15 protein-coding genes and 6 pseudogenes are annotated in these 15,338 nt (G+C 58.0%); 8 read left to right on the top strand and 13 right to left on the bottom strand.

Annotated features, from left to right (window positions below):
* Window positions 1–93: 93 nt before the first annotated feature.
* Window positions 94–189: pseudogene (locus FHX05_RS30815) on the bottom strand (integrase); the annotation flags it as partial.
* Between the two features lie 262 nt (window positions 190–451).
* Complete coding sequence (locus FHX05_RS30820) at window positions 452–577, bottom strand: MOFRL family protein (protein ID WP_183775009.1); 126 nt, start codon at window positions 575–577, stop codon at window positions 452–454.
* Window positions 578–653: 76 nt separating this feature from the next.
* Here FHX05_RS30820 and FHX05_RS30590 point away from each other — a divergent pair.
* Window positions 654–713: pseudogene (locus FHX05_RS30590) on the top strand (hypothetical protein); the annotation flags it as partial.
* Window positions 714–773: 60 nt separating this feature from the next.
* Here the strand turns inward: FHX05_RS30590 and FHX05_RS30825 are convergent.
* From FHX05_RS30825 to FHX05_RS28050, 6 genes are all read right to left on the bottom strand, one after another.
* Window positions 774–896, bottom strand: a complete 123-nt coding sequence (locus tag FHX05_RS30825) for a hypothetical protein (RefSeq protein WP_281411900.1) — start codon at window positions 894–896, stop codon at window positions 774–776.
* A 74-nt stretch (window positions 897–970) separates the two neighbouring features.
* A complete protein-coding gene (locus tag FHX05_RS28030; RefSeq protein ID WP_183875984.1) occupies window positions 971–1,951 on the bottom strand; it encodes an ABC transporter ATP-binding protein in 981 nt (326 codons plus the stop codon).
* 4 nt (window positions 1,952–1,955) lie between these two features.
* On the bottom strand, window positions 1,956–2,780 hold the full coding sequence (locus FHX05_RS28035) for a carbohydrate ABC transporter permease (protein ID WP_007694516.1): 825 nt from the start codon (window positions 2,778–2,780) through the stop codon (window positions 1,956–1,958).
* Window positions 2,777–3,640, bottom strand: coding sequence for a sugar ABC transporter permease (locus FHX05_RS28040; protein WP_183875986.1), 864 nt, complete (start codon window positions 3,638–3,640; stop codon window positions 2,777–2,779). The genes FHX05_RS28035 and FHX05_RS28040 overlap by 4 nt, the downstream gene beginning before the upstream one ends.
* Window positions 3,641–3,699: 59 nt before the next feature.
* On the bottom strand, window positions 3,700–4,974 hold the full coding sequence (locus FHX05_RS28045; RefSeq protein WP_183875988.1) for an extracellular solute-binding protein: 1,275 nt from the start codon (window positions 4,972–4,974) through the stop codon (window positions 3,700–3,702).
* A gap of 68 nt (window positions 4,975–5,042) precedes the next feature.
* A complete protein-coding gene (locus FHX05_RS28050; RefSeq protein WP_183875990.1) occupies window positions 5,043–7,379 on the bottom strand; it encodes an alpha-L-rhamnosidase in 2,337 nt (778 codons plus the stop codon).
* A gap of 147 nt (window positions 7,380–7,526) precedes the next feature.
* On the opposite strand from FHX05_RS28050, the gene FHX05_RS28055 reads away from it, so the two are divergent.
* The 7 genes and pseudogenes from FHX05_RS28055 (at window position 7,527) to FHX05_RS28075 (ending at window position 11,269) form a co-directional block, all read left to right on the top strand.
* Window positions 7,527–8,552, top strand: a complete 1,026-nt coding sequence (locus FHX05_RS28055; RefSeq protein WP_183875992.1) for a LacI family DNA-binding transcriptional regulator — start codon at window positions 7,527–7,529, stop codon at window positions 8,550–8,552.
* Between the two features lie 307 nt (window positions 8,553–8,859).
* Window positions 8,860–9,220, top strand: a pseudogene (locus FHX05_RS28065) (DDE-type integrase/transposase/recombinase); the annotation flags it as partial.
* 1 nt (window position 9,221) lies between these two features.
* Window positions 9,222–9,401 (top strand): hypothetical protein, encoded by a 180-nt coding sequence (locus tag FHX05_RS30595; RefSeq protein WP_246699139.1) that lies wholly within the window; start codon window positions 9,222–9,224, stop codon window positions 9,399–9,401.
* A gap of 273 nt (window positions 9,402–9,674) precedes the next feature.
* Complete coding sequence (locus FHX05_RS28070) at window positions 9,675–10,250, top strand: DUF899 family protein (RefSeq protein WP_348648353.1); 576 nt, start codon at window positions 9,675–9,677, stop codon at window positions 10,248–10,250.
* Window positions 10,251–10,399: 149 nt separating this feature from the next.
* Window positions 10,400–10,523, top strand: a pseudogene (locus tag FHX05_RS30600) (type II toxin-antitoxin system ParD family antitoxin); the annotation flags it as partial.
* Window positions 10,520–10,653: pseudogene (locus tag FHX05_RS30605) on the top strand (type II toxin-antitoxin system RelE/ParE family toxin); the annotation flags it as partial. The pseudogenes FHX05_RS30600 and FHX05_RS30605, both read left to right, overlap by 4 nt.
* Before the next feature lie 328 nt (window positions 10,654–10,981).
* On the top strand, window positions 10,982–11,269 hold the full coding sequence (locus FHX05_RS28075; RefSeq protein ID WP_183875994.1) for a hypothetical protein: 288 nt from the start codon (window positions 10,982–10,984) through the stop codon (window positions 11,267–11,269).
* Between the two features lie 269 nt (window positions 11,270–11,538).
* Here FHX05_RS28075 and FHX05_RS28080 read toward each other — a convergent pair whose 3' ends face one another.
* The 5 genes and pseudogenes from FHX05_RS28080 to FHX05_RS28100 form a co-directional block, all read right to left on the bottom strand.
* Window positions 11,539–12,510, bottom strand: coding sequence for an alpha/beta hydrolase (locus FHX05_RS28080; RefSeq protein ID WP_183875996.1), 972 nt, complete (start codon window positions 12,508–12,510; stop codon window positions 11,539–11,541).
* 345 nt (window positions 12,511–12,855) lie between these two features.
* Window positions 12,856–13,746: a LysR family transcriptional regulator gene (locus tag FHX05_RS28085; RefSeq protein WP_183875998.1), complete on the bottom strand. Its 891-nt coding sequence runs from the start codon at window positions 13,744–13,746 to the stop codon at window positions 12,856–12,858.
* Between the two features lie 55 nt (window positions 13,747–13,801).
* Window positions 13,802–14,134, bottom strand: a complete 333-nt coding sequence (locus FHX05_RS28090; RefSeq protein WP_183876000.1) for a hypothetical protein — start codon at window positions 14,132–14,134, stop codon at window positions 13,802–13,804.
* A 23-nt stretch (window positions 14,135–14,157) separates the two neighbouring features.
* A complete protein-coding gene (locus tag FHX05_RS28095) occupies window positions 14,158–14,622 on the bottom strand; it encodes a DUF1348 family protein (RefSeq protein WP_183876002.1) in 465 nt (154 codons plus the stop codon).
* Between the two features lie 75 nt (window positions 14,623–14,697).
* Window positions 14,698–15,245, bottom strand: a pseudogene (locus tag FHX05_RS28100) (peroxidase-related enzyme).
* Window positions 15,246–15,338: the final 93 nt, after the last annotated feature.

A 15,338-nucleotide genomic window follows, 5' to 3' on the forward strand; every position in this document is an offset into this window, starting at 1 on the left:
CAGCCTACATCATCGCATGGTCATGCTGGAGACGCGCCCATCAGGCTGCCGCTCGACAAGCTCACCTGAAAACCAAAATGCAACTGTAATGGTAGTCGGATAACCCAATTGGCGGATCGTCGCCTTAACCCGCTTGTCGAGCTTGATATAAAGCTCGACCGCGCGAACTCTGTCCGCATGGGAATACATGAACTACCTCCTGGTGGTCCAAGTTTTCGTCCGCATCCCCTCAACAATCTCGCTGTGACATGCGGCCTTACGACCCTTGAAATCGATCAGATCGAGTGCGGCATCGAGACTGACGAACTCAAAGTTCGTCGGATCAGCACAGCTCTCAATGTCGACTGGATGAACTTCGTCTGACTCCTTGTTCGCAAATCGCTCTGCGGGGCCTCATTTCAACAATGCGGCCTTGTTGCGACCTCACTGCCTGGCGGCTCCCGGCGCTTTATCAGCAGACTAGGATCGCCTTAAAGTCGTTGGCGTTCGTCTTTGTGGGCCCCGTGACGACTGAATCTCCTAAATTTTGAAAGAAGCCGTGAGCGTCGTTTCGGCTAAGCGCTTCAAATGGGTTCATTTACAAAACCCAAGCACGTTCAATCGTATTAGGAATCGCTTACGGTAGGCTTACGCTTTCCCATGAAACAATCATCATGACGCGGCTTGTCCTCGGCGAATCCGAACGTTTCCCAGAGATTGCAACGGCGTTTTATGTACGGGCCATTCAAAAGACCAGCAAGACAATGCAAGATTGGCTGCAGACACGTATCGCCTCACGAGAAATCGCGACCGGAATGCTCCGGGAAATGACGGTGATGGAACCTCAGCGCGCTGTCATGCTTGGCCAGGTAGAAGACATAGCCGATGGCGAGATCGTCGCGCGCGCGCCTGCGCACAGCTTTTCCTGGAAGGCACGAGGGCGCGATAACGAAACGGGGTGCCCTTCAGCGCTACTTAGCCTCGCGATCAATCACACGAAGCTGTGCTCCTTGCCTGCGACGGGTGAAGCGAACAACATTTTACCGACGGAGATCGGGCGATCACCATCGGTACGCACCACCAGCGACGGCAGTCCCGAAACATCGAGGTGAAGAATGGTGTCGGCGCCGAGCCGTTCGATATGCTTCACCACGCCCTGCCATTTACCCTGCATGGTGGAGAGTACGATATGCTCGGGACGGATACCATAAGTTCTACATCCCTCGCGTTCGGCGATTTCACCTTCGAAGAGGTTCATCTTGGGCGAGCCTATAAAGCCGGCGACGAATGGCGTTGCCGGATGGTTGTAAAGCGTCATCGGCGCACCGATCTGCTCGATCCTCCCGCCGTTCAGCACAACGATCTTGTCCGCCATGGTCATGGCCTCGACCTGGTCATGGGTCACATAGATCATCGTCGCGCCGAGCTTGGCATGCAATTCCGTGAGCTCGAAGCGCATCTGCGAACGCAAGGAAGCGTCGAGATTGGAAAGCGGCTCGTCGAACAGAAACACTTTCGGATTACGGATGATTGCCCGGCCGATGGCGACGCGCTGCCTTTGACCGCCGGAGAGTGCCTTGGGCTTGCGGTCGAGCAGATGCGAGAGTTGTAGAATATCGGCCGTCTGCTTCACCTTTTCCTCGATCTCAGCCTTCGGGCGCCTGGCAAGCGAGAGACCAAAGCCGATATTCTCGCGTACCGTCAGGTGCGGATAAAGCGCATACGACTGGAACACCATTGCGATACCGCGCGCGGATGGCTCTGCTCCGGTGACTTCCTTTCCATCGATGAAGATCTGACCGGCGCTCGATGTCTCAAGCCCCGAAATCATCCGCAGGAGCGTCGATTTTCCGCAGCCCGAGGGGCCAACGAACACGCAGAATTCGCCCGCCTCCACCGTAAGATCCACGCCCTTCATCACCTCCAGGCTACCAAAACTCTTTCCGATATTGCTGAGAACGACGCTAGACATGCGCTTATCCTTTCACGGCGCCGGCCGTCATGCCCGCCACGATCTGACGATTGAAGAATATGAAAACGATGAGTGGCGGAATGGTCACCAAAAGGATGTTCATGAACAAGAGATTGAACTGCGTCTGGAACTGGCTCTGGAAATTGTAGAGCGTCAGCTGCACGGTGACGTTTTCCCGGCCGGGGAGATAGTAAAGCGGATTGGTGAAATCGTTGAAGATGGCGATGGACTGGACCACGATGACCGTCACCGTCACCGGTTTCAGCAGCGGCAGGATGACCCGGAAAAAGATCTGTAGCGGTTTGGCGCCGTCGATGATCGCCGCTTCATCTAGATCCCTCGGGATAGTGGCGATGAAACTCCTGAACAGCAGGATGGAAAAGGCAAGGCCGTAGGCGATCTGGATGAGGATCATACCGGAGATGGTCTTGAACAGTCCCAGCGATTGCAGCACCCAGATGGTCGGGACCACCGCCGGCGGGATCATCAGGCCGGCGAGAACGCAAGCGTAAATCAGCTTGTTCCAAGCCGAAGAGCGGCGTTGGAGCACATAACCGACCATTGCGCCGAAGAGGACGAGCAGAGCGACGGAAGCGACCGTGATGACGGTGGAATTGAAATAGGCGAGCAACAGCATGTAGTTGCGGGCTTCGACCACTTCCATGAGATTGCCCCAAAGCCGCCACTCCGCCGGCAGGGTGAAGGTAAGCCTTGCGGCATCCTGCTTGGTCTTGGCGGCCGTGATGAAGATGAACAGAAAGGGCAGAATGAAGATCACCGCAGAGGCTGCAAGTGCGGTCACGCCGGTATAGAGCTGTCGACGCGTCACAGATCCACCTCCTTGCGATTGAACCATGCGGTAAGCGGCAACACGATCAGCCCTATAAGGATGAAGAGGATGACGTTGCCAGCGGTGGACAGCCCGTAGAATCCCGCCTGGTATTGCTTGTAGATGACGCTCGCGAGCACGTCGGAGGAAAAGCCGGGGCCGCCACGCGTCATCGCCCAGATCAGATCGAAGCTGCGCAGCCCGCCGATCAGCGACAACGTCACGACTGTGATGGTGGCCGGCTTTACCAGCGGAACCGTGACCCGGAAGAACATCTGCCGACGGGTAGCGCCGTCGATGCGGGCGGCTTCGTAATAATCGGGGCTGATGGAGGCAAGCCCGGCGATATAGATGACGGTGGCAAGCCCGATGCCTTTCCACAGATCGACGAGGACGATGGAATAGAGCGCTAGCGCTGGATCCGTCAACCAGCCGGGGCCATGAATGCCAAGGCGTGCCAAGGCGACGTTGATGAGTCCGCGCGTAGGATGCATGAGCACGGAGAACGTGATGCCGACGCCGATGGTCGACACCAGCACCGGAAAGAAAACCACGGTTCGCAGAAAGCCCTGTGCCCATATGCCCGAGGTCAACAGCACGGCAAGAAGTAGGCCAAGCACGGTCTTCGTACCGGAGGTCAGGACCGCGTAGATGATGGTATTGACGAGGCCCTGGATCAGGAACGGCTCGCGGAAGAACTGGCGATAGTTCTCCACGCCAATGAACTCTGCATTGAAAAGGTCCCATCGGGTTAAACTGAACCAGAGGGACGCGAACGTCGGCACCATGAACAGCACGATGAAGATCACGGCCGCTGGCAGTACAAACCAATAGGGATAGGGTGATTTTCGCGTGGTCATGGAGGCTCCTTGAGCACTCCTCGCCCGGACGACGACCGAGCGGGAGATGGGCTGGGAGGTTACCAATTGGGCAGACCGAGCTGCTTGGCCTGCTTTTCGACATCCCGGTCGTAAAGGGCAGCCGCGTCCTTGGCCGAACGAATGCCTGAGCCGACTTCCACGGTGATTTGCTCGAGCGACGGCCCTTTCACCGGCGACAGGAATTCCAACGCCGGCGCGGTGCGGCCGTCGGTCTCGAAATAGGGCAGCATATCGGCGACAACAGGCGGGATATCTTTCGGCAATTCGCAGCCCTTGACCAGATAGGGACCGGATGGAACGGCTTTCGCCATGATATCGCAGGCCTCCTTGCTGCCGACCCAATCGAGGAATTTCTTGGCCTCTTCAAGATGCTCGGCCTTGGCGGGAATATAGAGAGCTGCCGGCATCCATATCGTCAGCCCGTTTTTCTGGGCATCCGTGCCGGGTTCCGCGAAGAAGCCGATATCCCGGAGATGGTCGGGCAGGTTCTGCTGCACATTGCCGATACCGAAGGTCAGCATCGGGTAATGGGCCGCCTCGCCAGTTGCGACCATGCGCATGCCGTCATCCAACGTAGCAGCACCGAAATCGGCGTTGAAGAGACCGGCTTTCGCCACCTCTTCGAGATGCTCGAAGCCACGCACGGCCACCGGTGTCGTCGCATATTTCGCCTTATTCGCTGTGTAGTCGGCCGCAAAGTTCGGCGCGTCGGCTTGCAGGTTGTAGTAGTCGGCAAGAATGAAGAGCTGCGAGGTCCAGGTATCGCCGTAGGTCTGTACAACAGCCACCTTGCCGGCGGCCTTGAGCTTCGCATTGTTCGCCATGAACTCCGCCCAGGTTTTGGGTGGCGTGAGGCCTAGATCTGCGTAGATCTTTCGGTTGTAGAAAATTCCGCCGCCCATGGCCGGGCCGAATGGTATTCCGCGCACATGTCCATCGGCGCTGGTGACGACCTTCTTGAAGCTGTCCAGAATGCCGGCCTGCGAAGGCAGATCGGAAAGATCCGCGAGTGTCTGCTCGGGCTTCAGTGCCCGGAACAACGAACCGGTATTGTACTGGAAGATGTCGGCCATCTCACCGGTCGCCAGCCGTGTCTTGATGATATTGTCGCCTTCGGAACCGCCGACCCGCTGCTCCACATCGAAGCTCACATCGGGATGCTTTGCCGTATAGGCCTTGGAAAGCGCGCCGAACGAGGCGCTGGTTTCCGGGTTGGTGTCGATCACGATGCTGAGCTTCACATCGGCATGGGCGACACCGGCTGCAAGCACGCTGATGGCTGCGGCCAGAATGCTGCACGTCGTCATTCTCATGGTCGTCTCCTCCTCTGAAAGACCGGAATGATTGGGCTGCTCGCGCCTGCGAACCGCAGGCGCCTTCATCACATGACGAAAGTGATCGTATGCTCTCCCCTTCCGAGCCTGATCTGCTGCCCGGAAGCGACTGCAATCCCGTCTGCCGCCAGAGATTTACGACCCGTGCCCCCCTCCAGCCGCGCCGTCACCCCCTCCGGCAGCGTCAGCCGGCATGTCACTTCCCCCCTCTCGTCTATGCTCCAGCCTGCCTGTATGCGTCCGAAACGGGTATCGTGCCAGGCCGATACCGACGACAGGCCGGGCAGGATCGCCGGGTCGAAAGCGATCTCCTCGAAGCCAGGCTTGTCTTCGAGCGGCCTGATGCCGGCAACATCCTCGAACAGCCATTGGCACACGGCGCCGTAAGCATAGTGGTTGTAGCTGTTCATCTCGGGATCGTAGATCGTGCCGTCCTCCGCCAGTGCGTCCCAGCGTTCCCAGATCGAGGTCGCCCCGCGCTCCACCTGATAGAGCCAGCCGGGAACCTTGCGATTGAGGAACGTCTTTTCCGCCAGATCAAGCATGCCGAGGCGCGTCATCGCCGGCAGCAGAGCGGGTGTTCCGATGAAGCCGGTCCCGATGACGCCATCGGTCTCCTCCACAACCTGCCGGAAGTAGCCTCGCGCTGCAGCCTCGTACTCCTGCGGAACCAGGCCATAGAGGAACGCCAGAGACCATGATGTCTGGTCGTTATGGGCTATGCGGCCAGACGGGGCGAAGAATTCATGGCTGAAGGCCGTCCTAATATCTTCGGTGCGGGTATCGAGGCGCGCGGCCTCGTCATGCTTGCCGAGAATGCGAGCTATCTTTGCTGTCAGCTGCGTCGAGATGAAATGATAGAGCGTGGCAGCGCAATCGTCGGCGACGGTCGGGCGGGGCTTGCGATTGTCGCCGACCGGCTGCAGCCAGTCGCCGAAGGTGAAGCCTCGTTCGCCCCATACCGCCGGCGGGCGAATGATCGGCCCGTCGGAAATACCCCAGAGGTAGTCAAGCCAGCGCAACATGGCCGGGAAGCATTCCTGCAGGACCGAGACATCGCCATAATGCAGGTAGAGCTGCCAGGGTATGATGACGATGGCGTCACCCCAGCCGGTGGAACCTGCCCAATCGCCGCGGCTGTCGATCGGATGCAGACGCGTGGGATCGGGCGAGAAATGCGGAACCGCGCCATTCGCGCGCTGGTCATGCATTACGTCGCGCAGGTATTTGGTGAGAAAAGTCCGGCTGTCGGCCAACCAGCAGGCAGCACCGGCAAACACCTGCGCGTCGCCGGTCCAGCCCAATCGCTCATCACGCTGCGGGCAATCCGTCGGCACCTCGATGAAATTGGAGCGTTGCGACCAGATGGTGTTCTCGACCAACCGGTTCACCGCATCGACGCCGCAGGTGAAGCCTGCAGCCCTGACCGGCACGGATGTCACCGGGATCATGGTGATGGAAATGAGCTCCGCCTTTCCCGTCACGGTCACCCGCGCATAGCGGAAGCCCATGAAGGTGAAGAGCGGCGCATAGACTTCCTCGCCCTCACCCTTCAGCGTATAGACGAGCTCGGCGCGGGCGCTTCGGTAGTTGCGATTGTCGAAGAGGCGGCCGGGACCGAGCACTTCGGAATGCTCGACGCGAACGCGGGCCCCCGCTTCGCCCTTGACGCAGATACGGATATAAGCGCCCGCGTTCTGCCCGAAATCATAGACGATCCCTCCATCGCTCTCAGCCCAGCTTTCAATGGATGGGAGAGCATCGAGTTCCTTGACCGCCCCGGTCTCGTGGGGCACGAGAAGTGTCTTGTCAAAGGCCAGAACCTCGACGCCGTCGCTGTCTTCCACCTCGATACGGGCGTCATAGTCCTCACCGAAATAGATACCGTTGCGGACTATAGGCGTATAGCCGCTCTTCCAGCTTTCATCGGTCTTCACAAGGATCGGTCCGCCCGCACTCAACTCGGCGATCGCGCCGACCCGGTCGCCCCAACAATCATAGATCGGACTGGCTGCCCACATGAGCTGGCTCCTGTACCAACCATCGCCAAGCCAGATCTCGATGCGGTTCTCTCCCGGCTGCAGCAGATCCGTGACCTGATAGATTTGATAAGCGATGCGGTCGTCATAGCAGGTCCAGCCCGGCGTCAGCAGATCATCGCCAACCCGGCGACCGTTGATGAACGCGCGATAAAGGCCGAGCGCTGAGATGCGCAAGGTCGCTCCGGAAGGCACATGCTCCAGCGAAAAGCGACGCGAAACGAAAGTTCCGGCAGTTCCCTGTCCCGCATCACAGACGGGCGCAATCATGAATGCGGAAAACGCGAAACTAGAATCGATAAGGTCTTCGGCCACGGCGACGCCGTGGCGCTGGACAATGCTCATAATGCAACCTCCCCTGGCCACCTTATCCTCCAGCGGCCGAAAAACGAATTTGTGTGTATCGTTCTATGTATATCATTCTACATTGCCGTTTGCCACGCAAGAGTTTCATGCGTATAATTTGAAAAAATTGATGAGCGTGAATTTTAGATGAAATATCAAATCGTTAACACACCCAAAGAGCGAATTACGATCCGCCATGTCGCTGAGGACGCCGGGGTGTCGGTGGCGGCCGTATCCAAAGTTCTTCGCAATGCCTATGGCGTCAGCGACCTTCTGCGACAGAAGGTGGAAACCTCGATCGAGAAGCTGAACTACCGCCCATCCGTGGCGGCGCGCGCCATGCGAGGCCGCACTAATACGATCGGCGTCCTGGTGGTCGAATTATCGAACCCGTTTCTTGCCGGCGTGATCGAGGCGGCTAACGCCACTTTTTCGCACAGCAACTATAAGGCGCTGGTTGGGATCGGTCGCTCCAAGAGCCCGATCGAAGCCTCGATGATCGAATCCATGATCGATAACCGCATGGACGGTGTGCTCATCATTGCTCCCCGTATCCCCCGCAAGATGGTCGAACGCTATTCCCAGCAGATCCCGATCGTGGCAATCGCCCATCACGAGCCGCATGCTTTGACCTACGACACGGCCAATTCCGATGACCACAAGGGGGCGGCGCTCGCTGTCGAAACCCTTCTTAGCCGCGGGTATGAGGATATTGCCATGCTGAGCTATACGTTATCGGACCCACGCCCATCGGAGGTCGCCGCCCAGCGAGAAATTGGCTATCGCGAGCGAATGGAACAGGCGGGGTTGGAAGCCAAGGCCCGGATCATACGACTACCGGCGCCGGGTGCCGACAGGAGTGAAGGCATCGCGGACTTCCTGCGCGCGAAGGATCGGCCCCGCGCTGTTTTCGTCTGGTCAGACCTGGACGCGGTGCCGCTGCTGAACGCTGCGCGCATGAGCGGTATCCGCGTGCCGGAGGATCTCGCCATCATCGGATATGACAACTCCCCACCGGCGGCCATTCCACTGGTCGGACTGACCAGCATCGACCAAAATCCTCCCCGGCTTGGCGGAACTGCAGGACAAATGCTGCTCAGCCGGATCGATGGCCGAGAGGAGGCTCAGCACATTCTGATCGAACCCGCCGTGGCGATACGGGATAGTATTTGACTAGCTTACGTCTCCGCGACGATCCGGGGCACGATCCGTAGTTGGTCCTTGCACCTTCGCAGTGACAAGGCTCTCGATGATCTGGCACAGATGTTCAACTCGTACATCCGCGGCTGGATCAATTGCTATGGTCGGTTCTGTCCTTCAGCTCTCCAACCTACGCTCTGGAGCATCGAACGATACTTGGTTCGATGAGCTTCGGGAAAGTACAAGTCCTTGCGTAGGCACAAGCGGCGATCCCGACATTGGCTTTTACGCATCGCGCAGCGCCAACCTCGGTTGTTCGCCCATTGGCCTCTGCTTCATGGATACGGTCGAACAATGGGAGCCGGATGATGCGAGAGTATCACGTCCGGTTCTGAGAGAGCGTGGGGGTGAAACTCCCCCGCGCCACTCGCCTCATGATGGCCATCCGCGGGCGAACACATTGGCTTTGGCGCGCGGTTGACCAGGATGGTTATGGTCTCGATGAGATCGTTCAAACCCGCAGGAACACAAAGGTCGCCAAGCGGTTGCTGGTCCGGCTGCTGAAGAAACAAGGTCTCGCACCCACGCGCATCATTACCGACAAACTGCGCTCATATGGTGCGGCCAAGCGCGACGTCATACCAGCCGTCGAGCACCGATCCCACAAGGGATTGAACAATCGAGCGGAGAACTCGCATCTGAATGGGTGGAGGAGGGCTGACGTCGATCTGCTCGTTCACCGGCATGCTACGCGAGAACAAGCTCCAGACGGTCTGGCACGTCGTGACCAGCGCGAAAGCCGGTCATTCGGGCCAAATTGAGAAGCTGGGATGGGCTCATTCTGTCCAGACGAACGCCGATACCTTCGAGCCGGTCGCCTAACAGAGCTCGTCGACGACAGGAAGTCGTGGGTGTGAAATAGTCCGCCATCCTGCCCCGTTGCGCGTTTCCGACTCGATTGAGCAGATCGACTAGATTAATAATCGTGTCCACCTCTCCTCCTAATCTGCTCGCATAATCGAAAGATCAAACTGAGAACTGGAGACAGGCATGCTTGCGGAGCAAATTTCCTCGGCGATAAGTCAGAGCTTCAAACTCTCAACCGTCCTACGATTGCTGTGCGAGTGACAGGCGCTCGAGAGATCGCTTTTTCACATTTTAAAAACACAAACCCAAAGCCCGGCATATCCCCCCGACGCAAGAGGAAGCTTTCTCTCACTCGGAAAGTCTGAGCGCACCGATGACGAGGTCGGTCTCGCGGACATGTTCGGTCATCACGATACGCTGGTGACGTACTTCTGGATGTTCGGCCCGCAGCGCGAACGGCCCTGCCCCATGTGCACGAACTTCCTTGGCGGAGCGAACGGCAACGGCGCCGATGTCAAGCAGCGGGTTGCTTTCAAGATCATCGGTCGCAGCCCGGTGGCACGGCAACGCGCCTTCGCCATCGAACGCGGCTGGCGCGACCTGGACTTCGTCCAGACCGTCGGCGACGACTACGCCCGTGACCTAGGCCTGCTGAATGACAACGGATCTGAAAACCCCGGATTCACCGTCTACCAGAAGGATGGGAAAGATGTCCGCGTCTTTTACAATGGCGAGATGCCGACCGCAGCGGCGGACCCGGGCCAGGATCCAAGGGGAGCGGTCGACATCGCGCCACTCTGGAACATTCTTGACATGACGCCTGCCGGGCGCGGTGCGGACTGGTACCCGAAGCTCAGTTACTGAGCACGATCATTGTAGTCGTCGGTCTGGACGTGATGAGTCAGAGGTCATGCGGAGCGACAGCGGCACCAACTCCTCCTTTCAACCTTGGCGAGCTGCATACCGGTCCTGAGGGCGAGGTCTCCGTAGGCTGTAGCTTGCCGCGCGCTGGTGCTTCAATCATGCGCGGCATTGCCGATGGGGATTACTGGCCGAACGAAGCCGGCGAGCGATGTCTTCGATCGGCTTGAGGCCAAATACAACGCGATGGCTGACAAGGCCGAAAAATCGGCATGATCCTCGAGTTGTCCTACGAGGCGGAAAACGACCTTGAGCAAATCGCCGATTATATCGCGAGGGACAATCCCCCGCGCGCTCCGTCATTCATCGAGAGCTGCGCAGCAAGTGCGAGGATCTCGTCGATAGTGGTTATCATTCATCATCGACCAGGCTCTCGAACGCGCCGAGACGTCGTCGTTCTCATTGGCTCAGCCACTACCGCTTCTCGCCACGCAATCTCTAAGGGCTCTAGCTATCTGAGCTCCACGTTTGGAAGGTCTCGGGTTTGACGCCATCCGTCAGTGCCTTCTCGAGCAGCGGTCTGAAGGTTTCTTTGACGAAGGCTTCCATTGTCGTAGGCAGCGCGGGACGATCATCGCGGAACTTTACACGCCCGTCGTCAAGAGCCGCCGAAGTGTTCTTGTCATAGACCCACCGATCGAGCGTTCCGAACCTCTCCCGGAATACAGTTTCATATGTTCGGGCGGGAAAACGGCTGCCCCTCAGCTGCGCTATTGCCCGAAATCGGAAGACAGCCAGAAACGACCCGTGAGGCTTATGAGGTTGAATTGGGCAAGTATACCGCTCTTCTGGCATCGAAGCTTCCCGCTTCGCCTTCATTCTCAGCCCATGACAGGGCGATAGCGATTTTTGGAATGATGGTCGGCATTCTCCAGATTGCCCGGGTTATGTCCGACCCATCAAAAGCGTCAGCCCTGTTGGAAGATGGTGTCCAAGCTGCGCTCGCTCTGGCAAAAGCATAATGCGGGCAACGCCTGCCCGTTCGTTTAGCAACTGCTGGGAGGATCGTGCGGCATGAAGGGAGCTCGACCGCTGGGCTTCGACTTACTTTAGCTAGGTATCTGATTCACATGCTTATTGCCTGACACAAGACTGTATTATGGTAAAACAGTTACCTGCGGTTCCAGAGCCGACGGGGCAGGCTTTTTGAACAGCTATCTTTGGCGGGCATTGAAGGCTACTATCGGGCTTCCTGCAACCAGTTCGGCAGTTGCAGGAAGCCTGTGCTTATTCATTTCGCGATATTGCGATCGAGGAAACTCCGGATCAGCGGTGCCATCTCGTCCAGCTTGTCTTCAAGCGCAAAGTGGCCTGTATCAAGGAGATGGAACTCTGCTTCGGGAAGATCGCGAAGATAGGGATGCGCGCCCTCTTCCGGGAAGATCTTGTCGTTCTTGCCCCAGACGATCAGCGTCGGCGGCTTGCGGTCGCGGAAGAACGCCTGGAACTGCGGATAGAGCGGCAGGTTGGTGCGGTAGTCGTAGAACAGGTCGAGCTGGATATCCTTGTTCCCCGGTCGGTCGAGCAGCGCTTGGTCGTGAATCCAATTGTCGGGGCTGATGCGGGTCAGATCCTTGACGCCATCGGTATACTGGAATTTGGTCGTCTCAGGTGCGACGAGCACGGAGAGTGCCGCCCGGTCCTTCTTCGTTCCTGACTTCCAGTAGGCGCGGATCGGGTTCCAGAAATCGCGGATGCCTTCGTCATAGGCATTGCCGTTCTGGACAATCAGTCCCGTGACGCGATCCGGATGCTTGAGCGCCAGCCGGTAGCCGACAGGTGCGCCATAATCCATGACATACATCGAATACTTGGCGGCGCCGAGCTTGGTCAGCAACGTATCGACGATATCGGCATAGTGGCCGAAGGAATATTCGAACTTGGTGTGATCGGGTGCGTCGCTCTGACCGAAACCCGGATAGTCAGGGGCGATGACGCGGTAGCGGTCAGCGAGCAGCGGGATCAGGTTGCGGAACATGTGAGACGATGTCGGAAAGCCGTGAAGCAGGACGACGACAGGGCCGTCGGCGGGGCCTGCTTCCCGATAAAACACGTTCACGCCATCGATCTTTACGGAGCGATAGAGGATCGTCGCAGGTACTTGCTGCGCGATCGCAGGTGTTTCGGCGAAGACTATGCTTGCGGGGGCGGTAACAAAGATGCTGGCGGATGCGAGAAGCAGGGCGGCAAGAGTGCGAGACATTGTGGTTCTCCTCAGGACTGGTTGCGGGCGGCTTGTTGCCTGCAACAACCATCGCTCTTTCGGCGTGGAAAAAGAATGTTCGTATTGGACAAGGGATTATTACGTCTGGTGATATGAGTGGCCGGATAGAGCGGCCGTTTGGATGAACCGTGACAGTTGCGTCGGCGTTTGTGAACGTCCCTTCCGCCAGATCGCAGCCAACGCGATCGGCTTGCCCATGCAACAATTGCGCTTAGTAACAACCGGGCTCTTGTGTCTGCTTCAACGTTGATCCAGCACAAATCGGCGGTGAGACCGAGCATTCAGCTCAGTTGGATTTGGGTCTATTTCCGGTGACTTAAAGGGCTAATTGAGAAGCCTATTCTCACGGAGGCTGGCCGAAGCCATATCAACAAACGTTCGAACCTTCGCAGGAGCATGCCGGCCCTCGGGATGCAGTATGTGAATGGGCATGGGCGGCTCTTCGTACTCGCCGAGCACGATCTGTAACTCTCCCGCCATCAATGCGGGTCCAATTTGGTAATGAAGCACTCTTGTGAGGCCCCATCCCTCGCGTGCTGAATGTATGACAGCTTCGTTGGTATTGCATTGCAGAACCGGCTCAACCGTCACACGCTGATCATCGGCAAACCGCCACTCAGGCGATGCCCAAGCTGCAGTCGATGCAGCAATGCGGTGGTATTTGAGATCGGCCGGCGATTTCGGAACACCGTAGCGTTCGAAGTATTTGGGCGAGCCACACATCACGCGACGAACAGTTCCCACCTTGATAGCGGTAAGGCCTGAATCCGGGAGATGACCAATGCGAATGGCCACATCAATGCCTTCATCCACGATGTTAACTGGCCGATCGACGAAAAGCGTTTTCGCCTTCACCGTGGAGTATGTGTCGAGATAGCGCGTCACGATCGGAAGCACGTACATCTGACCAAATAAAACTGATGCTGTGATGTAGAGAGTTCCTGTCGGAGTGGCGTACGAACCACGGGCCGCCGCTTCCGCCTCTGCTATATCTGCCAGGATCCGGCGGCAATCGTCAAAATAACGCGCTCCGGCCTCGGTCATCTTCACTGAGCGAGTTGTTCGGACAAAGAGACGAGCCCCGATCAGGTCTTCCAAAGACGCGACTGCACGAGTGACAGCCGGGGCGCTCATGAACATCTGGCGAGCGGTATCTGCGAAACTTTCGGTTTCAGCAACCTTCACGAAAATCCGCATTGCCTGCCAACGGTCCATCCACTCCCCCAAAGCACTCGGTTTTCCAATACTTTAAGTGCTCGAAACCGAAGCCTCAAGGGGCATCACGCCAAATATCAAGGTTGATTGGGTTAGCGCGGATGGCTTGCGCAATGCGTTCTATTTCCGCACAGGCTTCTACGGAAAGGCCAGCGTATAATGCGCGCTGGCGGCTTTCCTGGCAGGCATCCAGCGCAAGCGAGATCGCCACCGAGATCTTGAAATCGAAGCTGGAACCGCGCCTTGCAACGTCCATCTCAGCGCCGGTCATGCCGAGGGCACGACCGGCTTCCTCCTGCTTCGCGAGTAAGGGCTGGCCCGCACTGGTTCCGGCAAGAGCAAGCTCTATTGAAAGCCTCACCCGTGGATCAATTGACAAGCCAACCATTTTCAATCTCCCCGATGTGCGGGCTAAAATCCAAAGTCGCTCAACCCCGGCTGGTCGTCCGGCCGGCGGCCCAGCGGCCAACGGAACTTGCGATCGGCTTCGGCGATCGGGTGTTCGTTGATGCTTGCATGGCGCTCCCGCATCAGGCCATCCTCGGCAAATTCCCAGTTCTCGTTGCCATAGGCGCGGAACCACTGGCCGCTGTCGTCGCGATATTCATAGGCATATCGGACGGCGATATGGTTACCGGTGAAGGCCCACAATTCCTTGATCAGGCGATAGTCGAGCTCCTTGTTCCACTTGCGGGTCAAGAAGGCCTCGGCCTCGGCACGGTTCTTTGCGAACTCGGCGCGGTTGCGCCAACGTGTATCGAGCGTATAGGCAAGCGCCACCTTGGCGGGGTCGCGGCTATTCCAGCCGTCTTCTGCCAGACGGACCTTTTCGATTGCGCTCTGTTCAGTGAATGGGGGAAGCGGGGGACGGGACATGTTCAAGTTCCTCTGAGGTTAATGTTTGACTTGGGGCGGGAGGCGGTACGTCTTGCACCGCCTCCAGGCCAATCGTCAGGCAGCCGTGCGATCAATGCGGGGGAAGTCGATCTCGGTATCGAGGGCCTCGTTCACGTAGTTCGTGAAGGTGTTGAGGGCGACATGGGCGATGATCTCGACGATCTCAGCGTCGCTGTAGCCGGTATCACGGGCCTTGGTGATTTCGGCTACAGCGACGGAACCGCGAGCCACTGTCAGTGCCCGGGTGAATTCGACTCGGCAGCTGCCTTGGGATCGTTCGACGTGCCGTTGCGGTTGGCAGCGATTTCACTCTCGTCGAGCTTGGCAAACTTCGTGCCGGTGAAGGTGTGGGCCGAGAGGCAGTAATCACAGCCGTTGGCTTCAGCCATGGCGAGCGCGATGCGTTCGCGGGTGGCCGACGGCAGCTTGCCTTTGCCGAGTGCGCCCTGGAGCGATGTCAGACCCGTCAATGCGGCGGGGCTGTTGGACACCAGCCTGAAGATGTTCGGAACGGAACCGATCTGCTTCTGGATGGTATCGAGGATCGGACGGGAGGCTTCGGGTGCTTCGTCGATGGTTGCCGGGATAGGAATGCGTGACATTGTATTCTCCTTTTTTGGTTGAGAGAGATGTCGCTCTCTTGAGATTGAATATGACCCCGCGGCGCCGATCGCTGAAGATCGAAAGGGAACAAG

It is taken from the genome of Rhizobium sp. BK491, from assembly GCF_014194925.1.
Classification (GTDB): domain Bacteria; phylum Pseudomonadota; class Alphaproteobacteria; order Rhizobiales; family Rhizobiaceae; genus Rhizobium.

Coding starts and splice junctions, on each gene's coding strand:
- FHX05_RS30820 (WP_183775009.1), bottom strand. CDS start 577: ATGAACCCATTTGAAGCGCTTAGCCGAAACGACGCTCACGGCTTCTTT.
- FHX05_RS28030 (WP_183875984.1), bottom strand. CDS start 1,951: ATGTCTAGCGTCGTTCTCAGCAATATCGGAAAGAGTTTTGGTAGCCTG.
- FHX05_RS28040 (WP_183875986.1), bottom strand. CDS start 3,640: ATGACCACGCGAAAATCACCCTATCCCTATTGGTTTGTACTGCCAGCG.
- FHX05_RS28045 (WP_183875988.1), bottom strand. CDS start 4,974: ATGAGAATGACGACGTGCAGCATTCTGGCCGCAGCCATCAGCGTGCTT.
- FHX05_RS28050 (WP_183875990.1), bottom strand. CDS start 7,379: ATGAGCATTGTCCAGCGCCACGGCGTCGCCGTGGCCGAAGACCTTATC.
- FHX05_RS28055 (WP_183875992.1), top strand. CDS start 7,527: ATGAAATATCAAATCGTTAACACACCCAAAGAGCGAATTACGATCCGC.
- FHX05_RS30595 (WP_246699139.1), top strand. CDS start 9,222: ATGGGTGGAGGAGGGCTGACGTCGATCTGCTCGTTCACCGGCATGCTA.
- FHX05_RS28075 (WP_183875994.1), top strand. CDS start 10,982: ATGTTCGGGCGGGAAAACGGCTGCCCCTCAGCTGCGCTATTGCCCGAA.
- FHX05_RS28080 (WP_183875996.1), bottom strand. CDS start 12,510: ATGTCTCGCACTCTTGCCGCCCTGCTTCTCGCATCCGCCAGCATCTTT.
- FHX05_RS28085 (WP_183875998.1), bottom strand. CDS start 13,746: ATGGACCGTTGGCAGGCAATGCGGATTTTCGTGAAGGTTGCTGAAACC.
- FHX05_RS28090 (WP_183876000.1), bottom strand. CDS start 14,134: ATGGTTGGCTTGTCAATTGATCCACGGGTGAGGCTTTCAATAGAGCTT.
- FHX05_RS28095 (WP_183876002.1), bottom strand. CDS start 14,622: ATGTCCCGTCCCCCGCTTCCCCCATTCACTGAACAGAGCGCAATCGAA.